Raw genomic sequence first — 13,266 nt, 5'->3', positions numbered from 1 at the left:
CTTGCAACGTCGGCGTGCAACGCGCGTGCCCGGCGCGTTGGCGCCGCGCCGCACGGCACGCGGCTTGCGCGCCGCCGGGCAGCGCCGCGTGCGGCGACGCTTCGCGCGCGGCCCATCGGCTCATCCGGAACCAAGGAGAAACGGCATGGCGACAGTGGCGGATTTCATCGTCGAACGGCTGTACGACTGGGGCGTGCGCCGCGTGTACGGCTACCCGGGCGACGGTATCAACGGCTTCTTCGGCGCACTCAACCGGGCCGAGGGCAAGATCGAATTCATCCAGGCGCGGCACGAGGAGATGGCGGCCTTCATGGCGTCCGCGCATGCAAAATTTACAGGCGAGCTCGGCGTGTGCGTCGCGACGTCGGGCCCCGGCGCCGCGCACCTCGTGACCGGGATGTACGACGCGCGGCTCGACCACATGCCGGTGCTCGCGATCGTCGGCCAGCAGGCGCGCGCAGCGCTCGGCGGCCACTATCAGCAGGAAGTCGATCTGCCGGCACTGTTCAAGGACGTTGCGGGCGCATTCGTCCAGCTTGCGGTGGTGCCCGGCCAGGTGCGCCATCTGGTCGATCGGGCGGTGCGCACCGCGCTCGGCGCGCGCACGGTCACTGCGCTGGTGCTGCCGAACGATCTGCAGGAGCTCGACTACGCGCCGCCGAAGCGCGCGCACGGCACCGTGCACTCCGGCGTCGGCTACACGGCGCCGAAGGTGGTGCCGTACGCGGAAGACCTGCAGCGCGCGGCCGACGTGCTCAACGCCGGCAAGAAGGTCGCGATGCTGATCGGCGCCGGCGCGCTGCACGCGACCGACGACGTGATCGCGGTCGCCGACCGGCTCGGCGCGGGCGCCGCGAAGGCGCTGCTCGGCAAGGCCGCGCTGCCGGACGATCTGCCATGGGTGACGGGTTCGATCGGGCTGCTCGGCACCAAGCCGAGCTACGCGCTGATGACCGAATGCGACACGCTGCTCGTTGTCGGCTCCGGCTTCCCGTATTCGGAATTTCTGCCGAAGGAAGGCCAGGCGCGCGGCGTCCAGATCGACCTGAAGGCCGACATGCTGAGCCTGCGCTATCCGATGGAGGTGAATCTCGTCGGCGACAGCGCGGAGACGCTGCGCGCGCTGCTGCCGCTGTTGAAGGAACGCAACGACACCGCATGGCGCGACCAGATCGCGAAATGGAACGCCGACTGGCACGAGACGCTGGCCGCGCGTGCGGCCGCGAAGCCGAGCCCTGGGCGCGGCGTGAATCCGCAGCGCGCGTTCACCGAGCTGTCGCCACGGCTGCCCGACGACGTGATCCTGACGAGCGATTCGGGATCCTGCGCGAACTGGTATGCGCGCGACCTGATGATGCGGCGCGGGATGATGGGCTCGCTGTCCGGCGGGCTCGCGTCGATGGGCGCGGCGGTGCCTTATGCGATCGCCGCGAAGTTCGCGTATCCGGTGCGCCCGGTGATCGCGATGGTCGGCGACGGCGCGATGCAGATGAACAACATGGCCGAACTGATCACCGTCGCGAAGTACTGGCGGCAATGGCCCGATCCGCGCTGGATCTGCATGGTGCTGAACAACGAGGATCTGAACCAGGTCACGTGGGAACAGCGCGTGATGGAAGGCGATCCGAAGTTCGACGCGTCGCAGCGGATTCCGAACGTGCCGTACTCCCGCTTTGCGACGCTGCTCGGGTTGAAGGGCATCTACGTCGACGATCCGGAACAGCTCGGCGCCGCATGGGACGAGGCGCTCGCGTCGGACCGGCCGGTCGTGCTCGAGGTGAAGAGCGATCCGGAGGTGCCGCCGCTGCCGCCGCACGTGACGCTGCAGCAGGCAAAGCATTTCGCGGAAACGCTGCTCAAGGGCGATGCGCGCGAAGCGAACGTGATCGTCGAGACCGCGCGGCAGGTGCTGTCGGCCGTGCTGCCGGGCAATGGCGGACACGGCGGCAAGGGCGGCAAAGGGGAGTCGTAGCGAATGAGCGCGGCGGCGGGACGGTGCGACGATCGTGCCGTTCGTCGCCGGCGCGGGCTCCCGCGTCAGCCGATATCGACGTCGTCACGCCCGTCGCCCTGCAGCGCGAGCGCCGCGTTCACGAGCCCGACCTGCGCGAGCGTGAACGGAAAATTCCCGCACATGCGCTGCGCGTTCACGTCGTATTCCTCCGCCAGCAACCCGACGTCGTTACGCAGCCGCAGCAGCCGCTCGAACTGCGCGTGCGCATCGTCGTCGCGGCCCTGCATCCGATAGACCTGCACGAGCCAAAAGCCGGCCGCGACGAACGCGCCCTCGTCGCCCTCGCAGCCGTCCACGAAACGCTGCGGCCGATAGCGGAACGGCAGCCCGTCTTCCACCAGTTCCCGCTCGATCGCGGCGACCGTCGCGGCGACGCGCGGATCGGACGCATCGAGCATCCCCGTCAGCGGAATCAGCAGCAGGCTCACGTCGAGCCCGTCGCCGTCGTAGCGGTCGACGAAGCGCCCCAGTTTCGCGTGATAGCCGCGCGCCAGCACGTCGGCGCGCACCGCATCGGCCCAGCGCCGCCACACGTCGAGCGGCGCATGATGGCCGAACGTCCGCGCGGAACGGTACGCGCTTTCGACGGCCGCCCACACCATCACCTTCGACGACGTGAACGGGTGCCGGCCGCTGCGCACTTCCCAGATGCCTTCGTCCGGCTCGCGCCAGATCGTCGCGAGATGTTCGAGCAGGCGCCGCTCGAGCATCCACGCGTCGTCGTCAGGCGGCAGCCCGTGCCGGCGCGCCTGGTACAACGCGCCGAGCACCTCGCCGTATACGTCGAGCTGCAATTGGTTGGCCGCCGCATTGCCGAAGCGCACGGGCTGCGCGCGCCCGTAACCGGCGAGGTGTTCCGCGTGCCACTCGGCCGCGCGCCGGCCGCCGTCGGCCGCGTACAGCACCTGCAACTGCGACGGATGATCGGCGATCGCGCGCACCAGCCAGTCGCGCCACTGCGCGGCCTCGTCGCGGTAGCCGCAGCGCACCAGCGCGCGCAGCGTGAAGCTCGCGTCGCGCAGCCAGCAGAACCGGTAATCCCAGTTTCGCTTGCCGCCGAAGCGCTCGGGCAGCGAACTCGTCGGCGCGGCGACGATCCCGCCGGTGCGCACGCTCGACAACAGCTTCACCGTGATCAGCGCGCGCTCGATCGCGTCGCGATACGGGCCGCCGGCGGCATTGCGATCCGACCAGACACGCCAGAACGCCTGCGTGTCGCGCAACGACGCATACGCATCCGGCACGGCCGGCGGGCGGTCGAACGAGCGCGCATAGCTGATGCAGAAATCGACGCGCGCGCCGGCCGCGACCCGGTGCGTGCCGACGAGCCGGTCGCATTGCGCGTCGAGTGTCGCGTCGGTGTCGAGCCACATCGCGTCGCCGCCCGTCATCATCCGCCAGCGCCGGCCTAAGCGGCGGCACCAGGGCAACGCGCTGCCGTAGTCGAAGCGCACGCCGAGATCGACGTCGATATCGACCGTGCCGCGCTCGCCGCTCACGCTGCGGATCAGGCACGGATCGGGCGCGTTCCAGCTCATCCAGTCGGTGATCGCGATGCAGCCCGACGCGGTTTCGAAGCGCGTTTCCAGTATCGCGGTGCCCGGCAGATAGCGGCGCGTCGCGCGTGCGCCCGGCTCGTGCGGCGCGATGCGAAAGCAGCCGTTGTCCGGCGTGCCGACGAGCGCGGCGAAGCATGGCGGCGAATCGAAATCGGGCCAGCACAGCCAGTCGATGCTGCCGTCGAGCGCGACGAGCGCGGCACTGCGGCCGTCGCCGATCAGCGCGTGGTCCTCGATCCGCATCGCGCTCACCGGTCGTGCCTGCGCGCAGCGATCCATGCGGCGGCGAGCATCGCGGCAATCGCGCCGTATGCAACCGCGCGCGTCGTGCCGAGCCCGGCCTCCACGCCGGTGCGGCGCGCTTCGGCACCGAACGCGCCGCGTGTCGCATGACGACCCGGGACCGTGTGCCACAGGTTCGATTCGCGCGGACCGGCGAGCGTCTTGCGTTGCTGGCCGCGCACGGCCGTATAAGCGAGATAGCGGTCGAAGCACGCTGGCGCGAGCGCGTTCGCGACGATCGCGGCCAGCGACGACCAGCCGACCCAGCGCTCGCGGCCCGGATGGCGTGCGGCCTCGACGATCGCATCGGCCGCGACTTCCGGCGCATAGACGGGTGCGACCGGCCGCGGCTCGTGCGGCAGCGTGGATTCGGCCCAGTCGAACTGCGGCGTGTCGATCGCGGGCAACTGCACCATCGTCACGCGCACGCGGCTGTGCGCATGCAGCAGCTCGCAGCGCAGCGCGTCGGTGAAGCCGCGGATCGCATGCTTCGCGCCGCAGTACGGCGCCTGTAGCGGAATCGACCGGTATGCGAGCGCGGAGCCGACCTGCACGATCGTGCCGCGATTGCGCGCGGACATCCGCGCGAGCGCGGCGCGCGTGCCGTACACGCAGCCCAGATAAGTGACCTCGGTCACGCGCGCAAAGTCTTCCGGCGAAATCTCGTCGAACGGCGCGAACACCGTCACCATCGCATTGTTGACCCACACGTCGAGCGGACCGAGTTCGTTCTCGATACGTTCGGCGGCCGCATCCAGCGCGGCCGCGTCGCTGACGTCGACCGCGATCGGCAGCGCTTCGACGCCATATGCGCGCACTTCGCTCGCGGTGTCGTCCAGCGCGCCCTGATCGCGGGCGAGCAGCGCGACGTTGGCCCCGCGTCGCGCGAACGCATGCGCGGTCGCACGACCGACACCGGCACTCGCGCCGGTAATCGCGACGGTTTTCACGGTCGATTCCTCCCGTTTCTCGATAAACGCCGACACGCCGCCGAGGCGGCCGCGGAACTTCGTGCCGGAACGCGCTCGTGCTCGATCTAGCAAGCGACGTACCGTGCAGCGCGAGGACGGCGCGATCCGCGCGTGCGGCGTGAACGGCCGCCGAATTTACAAGCGCGCTGTAACGCGCCGGACCCCGCCGATGCGGCGCCGGGGCCGTGTGTGCTCGCATCGCGCGCGCACGAAACTTGCTGCGCGACGAACGATTTGTCGTCATGCCGTCGAATGCGGCAAGGAGTCGTGTTGCTCGTTCCGCCGTTCGTGAAAGCGCATCGTATGGTTCGCGGCGCTGCTGCTGCTGCCGCCGCCGCGTGCACCGTCGCGCCGGCGGTTGCCCGCGCTGCCGCGGCGTCCGACGTATCAACCGCGCCGGCCGGCCCGCTGCCGCTCGCGTACGTCGCGCATGCCGCGGGCCCCGCCGCGCGGCCGGTGATCGTGCTCGGCTGGGCGCTGCTCGCGCTGTGCACGTTCGTGTGCGTCGCGATCGCCGTGCTGCTGCTGATCGCGCTGTTTCGCCGCCGCGCGCAGGCGGGCGGCGGTCACGGCAGCGGGCTGACGTTCGTGATGACCGGCACCGCGATCTCGATCGTGCTGCTGTTCGGCGCGCTCGTGTACATGCTGCGCGTGCTCGGCGCGGTCGCGTCGCCGCCGCGCCCGCCCGCGCTGACGATCGTCGTGACCGCGCACGACTGGTGGTGGTCGGTCCGCTATCCGGACGACGCGGGTGGTCGCGCATTCGTCACCGCGAACGAGATTCACATCCCGGTCGGCGAACCGGTTGCAATCGACCTGAAGAGCGCCGACGTGATTCATGCGTTCTGGGTGCCGCAGCTGGCCGGCAAGACGCAGACGATCCCCGGCCAGACCAATCATCAGTGGCTGCAGGCCGACCGCCCCGGCGTCTATCGCGGACAGTGCTCGCAATACTGCGGTGCGCAGCATGCGCATATGGCGTTCGAAGTCGTGGCCGAACCGCCCGACGCGTTCCGCACGTGGCTCGCCGCGCAGCGGCAGCCGGCACCGGCACCGGCCGCCGGCCCGCAACAGCGCGGCCGGCGCGTATTCGCCGCGCGCTGCGCGGGCTGCCACACGGTGCGCGGCACCGATGCGGCCGGCGACGCGGGCCCCGACCTGTCGCATCTCGGCGCGCGGCGGCTGCTCGCGGCCGGCACGCTCGACAACACGCCTGACAACCTGCGGCGCTGGATCGCGCATGCGCAGCAGATCAAGCCGCTGACGCTGATGCCGTCGTTCGCGCTCGCGCCGCGCGACGCCGACGATCTCGCCGCGTATCTCGCCACGCTGCACTGAACGGAGGATCACGATGGCCGTTGCGCACGACACGCCCACGCCGCTCAGCCGCGTGCCCGATCTCGGCGAAGCGCCGCCCGGCTCCGCGCACGAGCGCGAACTAGCCGAGCTGTGGGAATCGGCGCCCGGCTGGCGCGGCTGGCTCGGCACGGTCGATCACAAACGCATCGGGCTGCGCTACATCGTCACCGCGTTCGCGTTCCTGCTGCTCGGCGGCGTCGAGGCGCTCGTGATGCGCATCCAGCTCGCGCGGCCGAATGCGACGGTGCTTACGCCCGCGCAATACGACTCGCTGTTCACGATGCACGGCGTCACGATGATCTTCCTGTACGCGCTGCCGGTGCTGTCCGGCTTCGCCAACTATCTGTGGCCGCTGATGCTCGGCTCGCGCGACATGGCATTTCCGCGGCTGAACGCATTCTCGTACTGGGCGTTCCTGTTCGCCGGGCTGTTCCTGTACGCGAGCTTTCCGCTCGGCGCGGTGCCGGACGGCGGCTGGTTCAACTACGTGCCGCTGACGTCGCTCGACTACAGCGCCGGCGCGAACATCGACATCTACGCGCTCGGAATGATCCTGCTCGGCATCTCGACGACCGGCGGCGCCGCGAATTTCGTCGTCACGCTGTTGCGAATGCGCGCGCACGGGATGTCGATCGACCGGCTGCCGATCATCGTATGGGGCACGCTGACCGCGTCGGTTGCGAACCTGCTCGCAGTTCCATCCGTCAGCCTCGCGTTTCTGCTGCTGTGGCTCGACCGCAATGCCGGCACGCATTTCTTCGACGTCGCGAACGATGGCCGGCCGCTGCTGTGGCAGCACCTGTTCTGGATGTTCGCGCATCCGTGGGTGTACGTGGTCGTGCTGCCCGCAATGGGGATCGTGTCGGACGCGCTGCCGGCCTTCTGCCGGCGGCCGCTCGTCGCGTACGAGGCCGTCGCGGTGTCGACGGTCGCGACGATGCTGATCGGTTTCGAGGTGTGGGTCCACCACATGTTCGCGACCGGCATCGCGCCGCTCGCGCTCGCGTTCTTCGGTGCGGCCAGCATGCTGATCTCGATTCCGAGCGCGGTCGCGGTGTTCGCGTGGCTCGCGACGATCTGGACCGGCCGTCCGGTGTTCCGCACGCCGTTCCTGTATTTCGCGGGCTTCGTGCTGATGTTCGTGATCGGCGGCGTGTCCGGCGTGATGACCGCCGCGGTGCCGCTCGACTGGCAGCTGACCGACACGTACTTCGTCGTCGCGCACCTGCATTACGTGCTGCTCGGCATCAACGTGTTTCCGGTGCTCGGCGGCATCACGTACTGGTTCCCGAAGTTCACCGGGCGAATGATGAACGAACGGTTCGGGAAGCTGACGTTCTGGGTCGTGCTCGCCGGCTTCAACGTCGGCTTCTTCCCGATGCACATCTCCGGGCTGCTCGGGATGCCGCGCCGGATCTATACGTACCCGTCCGGGATGGGCTGGGACACGTCGAACCTGCTGACCACGGTCGGTTCGTTCATCTTCGGGATCGGCATCGTGATGTTCGTCGCCAACGCGCTCGTCAGCGCGCGGCGCGGCGCGCGCGCCGGCGAGAATCCATGGGGCGCGGCGGGCCTCGAATGGTCGGTCGCGTCCCCCGCGCCCGTGTACAACTTCGCGGTGCTGCCGCTCGTCGCCTCGCGGCACCCGATGTGGGAAACGCGCGACGATCCGCAGCGCACCAGCCTGCGGGTCGGCTACCGGCTCGCCGACGGCCGCGAAGCGCTCGCGGTCACGCCGCTCGCCGCGAAGCCGAGCGCGATCCTGAAGATGCCCGAAGACAGCTGCGTGCCGTTCGTGCTCGCGCTCGTCGCCACCGCCGTGTTCGCGGCGATGCTCGCGCGCTCGCCGACGCTCGTCTGCGCGGCAACCGCGGGCTGCGCGATCGCGACCGTCGCGTGGTTATGGCCGCGGCGCACGCTGGGGCAGCGCGAGCACCTGCCGGGCCGCGACACGACGCAGGCGCCGTGGGCCGCGGCCGGCCCGGATCCGGGCGAACCGCCGTCGGCCGCGGTGCCGTCGGCCGCGCCCGCCGCGTGCATCGAGCCGCTGCCGGTCGGCAGTTGCGGCGAGCGTGCGGGCGGCTGGTGGGGCGTGCTGACGCTGATCGTCACCGAGGCCGGGCTGTTCGGCTACCTGCTGTTCTGCTACTTCTACCTGCAGTCGCAATCCGCCGCGCCGTGGCCGCCCGAAGGAATGCCGAAGATCGGCCTCGCGGCGGGCAACACTGTCGTGCTGCTGTCGAGCAGCGTGTTCGTGTGGCTCGCCGAGCGCGCGGTGCGGGCCGGCAAGCGGCCGCACGCGGTGGCTGCGCTCGCCGTCGCGTTGCTGCTCGGCACCGCGTTCGCGCTCGTGCAGCTGCACGAGTGGCGCGACCATCCGTACCGGCCCACCGCGCATCTGTACGGCAGCCTGTACTTCACGATCACCGGCTTTCACCTCGCGCACGTGGCGGCCGGCCTCGTGATCCTCGCGTTGCTCGCCGGGTGGACCGCCGCCGGTTTTTTCGGCCGCGAGCGGCGCGTCGCGCTCACCGTCGGCGCGCTCTACTGGCATTTCGTCGACATCGTGTGGCTGTTCATCTTCACCGCGCTGTACGTGTCGCCGTACTGGCTCAGGAGAGCGGGATGAGCGGCACACGACGCGCGTGGACGCCGTTGCTCGCGATCGCGGCCGGCCTGGTCGGCGCGCCGGCGCTGTGGTTCGCGCAGATGCTCGCGTCCGAGACGCTCGCATCGACCGCGTGCTATCCGCTTGGCGTCGCGCAGGCCGCGCCGCGCTGGGCGCACGTCGGCGTATGGCTGGCGCTGATTGCCGCGTCCACGTTCGCGCTGGCGGCCGTGTTCGCCGCATGGCTCGTGCGCACGTGGCAACGCTCGCATGGCGCGAACGCGCAGGCCGCGACGCGCGACGACAGCACGCGGTTCCTCGCGCGCTGCGGGATGCTCGCCGCGCTCGGTTTCGTGATCGGCCTCGTGTTCACGGGGATCGTCACCGCTTTCGTGGGGCCGTGCAGTCCATGGCGATGATCAGGTCCGGTGCGGTTTCCATCACGCGTCGCCGCGCGGGCATCGCGCTCGCGCTGTGCGTCGCGCTTGCGGCCTGCGACGTGCATGAGGACGATCGCGCGATGTCGGCCGACGATACGCCGGACGCCGCGTCGCAGGCGGAAGCGCCTGAGCCCGCGTCGGGCTGGCGCTTCGTGCGGATTCGCGCGTCGGCGGCCGACGCCGGTGCATCGATGTCGGCCCGCATAAACAGCGATCCGCGGCTCGCCGCATCGCGTGCCGCAGTGCCGGCGTCGGCGGCGGCTGCGCCGCCGAGCGCGTCGTCCGCCGCGGCCGCGCGGCGGCCCATCGTGGCCGCGGCCGCCGCAAGCGCCGACGCCGCGACCATCGCGCGCGGCCGCTACCTCGCGCTCGCCGGCGATTGCTCGGCGTGTCACGACGCGGCCGATCATACGCCGTACGCTGGAGGCCAGCCGGTGAATTCGCCGTTCGGGCCGATCTACGCGCCGAACATCACGCCGGATCGCACGCACGGAATCGGCAACTACACGCTGCGCGAATTCGACGACGCGGTGCGGCGCGGCGTGCGCGCGGACGGCAGCCGCCTGTATCCGGCGATGCCGTACCCGTCGTTCGCGCGCATGACCGACGACGACGTGCGCGCGCTCTATGCGTACTTCATGCGCGGCGTCGCGCCGTCCGCGAACGCGGCACGGCTCACGCAACTGCCGTTTCCGTTCAACCAGCGCTGGGCGCTCGGGCTGTGGAACCTCGCGTTCGCGAACCGCGACCGCTTCGTGCCGCAGCCGTCGCGATCGGCGGAATGGAATCGCGGCGCGTATCTGGTGCAGGGGCTCGGCCACTGCGGCGCGTGCCATACGCCGCGCGGGCCGGCCTACAACGAGCGCGGCTACGACGAGCACGGCGCGGCGTTCCTGACCGGCGGGGTCAACGATCACTGGTTCGCGCCGAACCTGACCGGCGCGGACCAGGACGGCCTCGGCCGCTGGAGCGTCGACGACGTCGCCACTTTCCTGCGCAGCGGCCATGCGGCGCGCGGCTCCGTATTCGGCGCAATGGGGCCCGTCGTCGGCGAGAGTACTGCGTTGCTGACCGAGGCCGACCGCCGTGCAATCGCCGTCTACGTGAAATCGTTGCCCGCGCAACCGACTGCCGCGACCAATCCGCTCGGCATCGGCGTCGCGCGTCTGACGCCGGCCGGGCCGCGGCCGGAAGGCGGCCAGCAGGCGCCGGGGGCCGGCGTGTATGCAGGGTTCTGTGCACGGTGCCACGGCGCGGACGGTACCGGCGTGCGCGATCACGGGCCGCCGCTCGCCGGCAATTCAGCCGTGCTGTCAACCGATCCGACTAGCGTGATCCGGATCGTGGTGGAAGGCGCGCGGCCCGCGCCGGGTTCACAGGGACCAGTGCAGCGCATGCCGGCGATGCGTAGCGCACTGACGAGCAGCGAGATCGCCGCGGTCGTCAACTATGTGCGCGGCGCGTGGGGCAATCGCGCCGCGCCGGTGTCGGAGCAGGACGTGCGCCGGTTGCGCGCGGCGATTCATCGATAGCGGCGTAGCCTGCGCACTGCCGGATCAACTGCGCATACCCTGCGCGCCGTCGATGGAGCATGCCCGGTGCCGTCCGCGGCACGCTCGAATCGGCAACACCGTCGCGGCTCGACCGCAATCCACGAGCCGAACGACCGGCAGACCCTCGTACCGGCCCGCGAGCGCGACATCGCGACCCGCGGAGGGTGCGCGGACGACGAACGTCTGCACCGCGCCTAATGCTCGGCCCCCGCGGCACACTCGACGAAATCGACGCCGCATCTCTCCATCTGGCCGTTTCGCCCGCCTGCGCGCCGACGTCATTCCGCGCGCCCGTTACCGGCTCGCAACGGCCTCGGTTGCCGGCGGCTGCCATCCGCCCCCAAGCGCCTTGAACGCGGCCACCGCCGCGCGCGCGGATTCGGTTTGCGCCTGCACGCGCTGGTCGGAAGCGCGCAGCAGGCTTTCGTCGGCCTGCAACACTTCGATCAGGCTGACGACGCCTTTCTGGTACGCCGCGAACGACGCGGCCCGCGCGCGGCCGAGCGAAGCGACGCCTTCGGCGAGCACGGCGGCCTGTTCGTCGCGTTTGACGAGCGCGGAGAACGCATTTTCGACGTCCTCGGTCGCGTGCAGTGCCGCGAGCCGGTACGCGGCGAGCATCTCGGCATCCTGCCCTTTCGCCTGTGCGATCTGCGCGTTGATCCGGCCGAAATCGAACAGGCGCCAGCGCAGGCCGAGCACGCCCGCAGCCTGGTTCGCGCCTCCGGAGAACAGATTGCCCGCGCCCATCGTCGTCGCGCTACCGAGCAATCCGCTCAGCGAGAGCTTCGGGTAATACTCGGCAATCGCCACGCCGATGCGCGCATTCGACGCCGCCACGCGCCGCTCGGCGACGATCAGGTCGGGCCTGCGCGCGAGCAGTTCGCCGGGCGTGCCCGTCGCCGCGATCCGCGGTGCCGCCGGCACGTCGCCGTCGGCGAGCAGTTCGGCACGATGCGTGCCGGGCTGCACCCCGAGCATCACGTCGAGCGCGTTCATCGCCGCGTCGAGCGCCGCTTCGAGCACCGGCACCGTCGCGCGCACCTGCGCGAGCGCGCCTTCGGCCTGCCTGACCTGCAGCTCCGCCGCGAGCCCCTTTCCATACAGCAGATTGATGGTCGAGAGCAGATCCTGCTCGGTCTGCACCTGATGCCGCGCGACCTTCAACCGGCCCTGCAGCCCGCGGATCGTGATGTAGGTGTCCGCGGTCTGCGCGGCGACGGCGAGCCGCGTCGCGACCGCCGCCGCTTCGGATGCCTGATAGTCGGCAAGTGCTGCTTCGCGGCCGCGGCGCAATCCGCCGAACAGGTCCAGCTCCCAGCTCGCATTGAAGTCGGCCTCGTAGTCGTTGCCGTGGCGATCGAAGCCAGGCGTCGCGTTCAACACACGCCCCAACGGCGTTTCGACCGACTGGTACGCCCGCGCCGCCTGCCCGCTCACGCTGCCCGACGGCAGCAGCGCTGCATTCGCCGCGCCGAGCCCTGCCCGCGCTTGCTGGACCCGCGCCGCGGCCTGCGCGAGATCGAGGTTTTGCGCGAGCGCCAGCGTGATGAAGCGCGTCATCTGCGGATCGCCGAAGCCGGCCCACCATGTCGCGAGGTCGGCTTCCGCAGCCGCATGGCGTTGATCGACCGCGCTCTGGCCCTGGAACCGCTGCGGCATCGCGACGTCCGGCCGCGCGTAATCGGGGCCGACGGCGCACCCGGCCGACAGGATCGCGGCAAGCACCGCGGCAACGATGGGTTTGGGTAGCATGACGGTTTTTAGCAAGAACACGGTAGTGACTATAATACCAAATGGTCACTCGTTGTCCATTCCTGTTAGCTGCAGCTCATGAAAAAAACCATTCCTTCCGACGCCCCCGCGCGCGGCCCGGCCGACCACGACGTGCGGGATCAGATCGTCGCCGCGGCCACCGAGCACTTCAGCCGGTACGGCTATGAAAAGACGACCGTGTCCGACCTGGCGAAGGCGATCGGCTTCTCGAAGGCCTATATCTACAAGTTCTTCGAGTCGAAACAGGCGATCGGCGAGATGATCTGCGGGAACTGCCTGCGCGAGATCGAGACGGACGTGCGCGCGGCCGTCGCCGAGGCCGAGCGGCCCACCGAAAAGCTGCGGCGGATGTTCAAGGTCTCCACGGAGGCAAGCCTGCGGCTGTTCTTCCGCGACCGCAAGCTGTACGACATCGCCGCGTCGGCCGCCACTGAAAACTGGCAGTCGGTGCAGGCCTACGAGGCGCGCGTGCAGCAGCTGCTGCAGGACGTGCTGCAGGAAGGCCGGCAAAGCGGCGAGTTCGAGCGCAAGACGCCGCTGGACGAAGCCGCGACGGCGATCTACCTCGTGATGCGGCCGTACCTGAACCCGCTGCTGCTGCAGTACAACCTCGACACGACCGACGCCGCGCCCGCCCAATTGTCGAGCCTCGTGCTGCGCAGCCTCGCGCCGTGAACCAGCCCCATTTGTGACCATTGACT

General features: G+C 70.2%; 9 protein-coding genes. 6 read left to right on the top strand and 3 right to left on the bottom strand.

From position 1 onward, the window contains the following. Positions 1-145 precede the first annotated feature (145 nt). Positions 146-1,972, top strand: coding sequence for a thiamine pyrophosphate-requiring protein (locus BSE24067_RS11430; protein WP_151068254.1), 1,827 nt, complete (start codon positions 146-148; stop codon positions 1,970-1,972). Positions 1,973-2,037: 65 nt separating this feature from the next. On the opposite strand, the gene BSE24067_RS11425 is transcribed toward BSE24067_RS11430, so the two are convergent. Next, entirely contained in the window at positions 2,038-3,816 is a 1,779-nt protein-coding gene (locus BSE24067_RS11425; RefSeq protein WP_151068255.1) for a glycoside hydrolase family 15 protein, read from the bottom strand. A gap of 5 nt (positions 3,817-3,821) precedes the next feature. Next, positions 3,822-4,805, bottom strand: coding sequence for an SDR family oxidoreductase (locus BSE24067_RS11420; RefSeq protein ID WP_151068256.1), 984 nt, complete (start codon positions 4,803-4,805; stop codon positions 3,822-3,824). A 324-nt stretch (positions 4,806-5,129) separates the two neighbouring features. Here BSE24067_RS11420 and coxB point away from each other — a divergent pair, with 324 nt between their 5' ends. The 4 genes from coxB to BSE24067_RS11400 are packed head-to-tail and all read left to right on the top strand — an operon-like array spanning position 5,130 to position 10,768. After that, on the top strand, positions 5,130-6,164 hold the full coding sequence (coxB, locus tag BSE24067_RS11415) for a cytochrome c oxidase subunit II (protein ID WP_244130566.1): 1,035 nt from the start codon (positions 5,130-5,132) through the stop codon (positions 6,162-6,164). 13 nt (positions 6,165-6,177) lie between these two features. Next, the gene (gene ctaD / locus BSE24067_RS11410; RefSeq protein WP_174904754.1) at positions 6,178-8,817 is read left to right on the top strand and encodes a cytochrome c oxidase subunit I; all 2,640 of its coding nucleotides are present in this window, start codon (positions 6,178-6,180) and stop codon (positions 8,815-8,817) included. Next, complete coding sequence (locus BSE24067_RS11405) at positions 8,814-9,215, top strand: cytochrome C oxidase subunit I (RefSeq protein ID WP_151068782.1); 402 nt, start codon at positions 8,814-8,816, stop codon at positions 9,213-9,215. Before ctaD ends, BSE24067_RS11405 begins: the two co-directional genes overlap by 4 nt. Further along, a complete protein-coding gene (locus BSE24067_RS11400; RefSeq protein ID WP_174904753.1) occupies positions 9,206-10,768 on the top strand; it encodes a c-type cytochrome in 1,563 nt (520 codons plus the stop codon). The genes BSE24067_RS11405 and BSE24067_RS11400 overlap by 10 nt, the downstream gene beginning before the upstream one ends. A 315-nt stretch (positions 10,769-11,083) precedes the next feature. On the opposite strand, the gene BSE24067_RS11395 is transcribed toward BSE24067_RS11400, so the two are convergent. Beyond that, a complete protein-coding gene (locus BSE24067_RS11395) occupies positions 11,084-12,544 on the bottom strand; it encodes an efflux transporter outer membrane subunit (RefSeq protein ID WP_151065801.1) in 1,461 nt (486 codons plus the stop codon). A 78-nt stretch (positions 12,545-12,622) separates the two neighbouring features. On the opposite strand from BSE24067_RS11395, the gene BSE24067_RS11390 reads away from it, so the two are divergent. Further along, positions 12,623-13,240, top strand: a complete 618-nt coding sequence (locus BSE24067_RS11390; RefSeq protein ID WP_151065800.1) for a TetR/AcrR family transcriptional regulator — start codon at positions 12,623-12,625, stop codon at positions 13,238-13,240. Positions 13,241-13,266: the final 26 nt, after the last annotated feature.

The sequence above is a fragment of the Burkholderia latens genome (genome assembly GCF_902499045.1).
In the GTDB taxonomy this organism is placed as follows: domain Bacteria; phylum Pseudomonadota; class Gammaproteobacteria; order Burkholderiales; family Burkholderiaceae; genus Burkholderia; species Burkholderia latens.
Note: the sequence above shows the minus strand (reverse complement) of the source record. Positions and strands in the feature narration are given on the sequence as shown.

What these genes read in the sequence shown, in the direction of transcription:
- coxB (WP_244130566.1), top strand. Translation starts at nt 5,130, where the DNA reads ATGGTTCGCGGCGCTGCTGCTGCTGCCGCCGCCGCGTGCACCGTCGCG.
- BSE24067_RS11425 (WP_151068255.1), bottom strand. Translation starts at nt 3,816, where the DNA reads ATGCGGATCGAGGACCACGCGCTGATCGGCGACGGCCGCAGTGCCGCG.
- BSE24067_RS11400 (WP_174904753.1), top strand. Translation starts at nt 9,206, where the DNA reads ATGGCGATGATCAGGTCCGGTGCGGTTTCCATCACGCGTCGCCGCGCG.
- BSE24067_RS11395 (WP_151065801.1), bottom strand. Translation starts at nt 12,544, where the DNA reads ATGCTACCCAAACCCATCGTTGCCGCGGTGCTTGCCGCGATCCTGTCG.
- BSE24067_RS11430 (WP_151068254.1), top strand. Translation starts at nt 146, where the DNA reads ATGGCGACAGTGGCGGATTTCATCGTCGAACGGCTGTACGACTGGGGC.
- BSE24067_RS11390 (WP_151065800.1), top strand. Translation starts at nt 12,623, where the DNA reads ATGAAAAAAACCATTCCTTCCGACGCCCCCGCGCGCGGCCCGGCCGAC.
- ctaD (WP_174904754.1), top strand. Translation starts at nt 6,178, where the DNA reads ATGGCCGTTGCGCACGACACGCCCACGCCGCTCAGCCGCGTGCCCGAT.
- BSE24067_RS11405 (WP_151068782.1), top strand. Translation starts at nt 8,814, where the DNA reads ATGAGCGGCACACGACGCGCGTGGACGCCGTTGCTCGCGATCGCGGCC.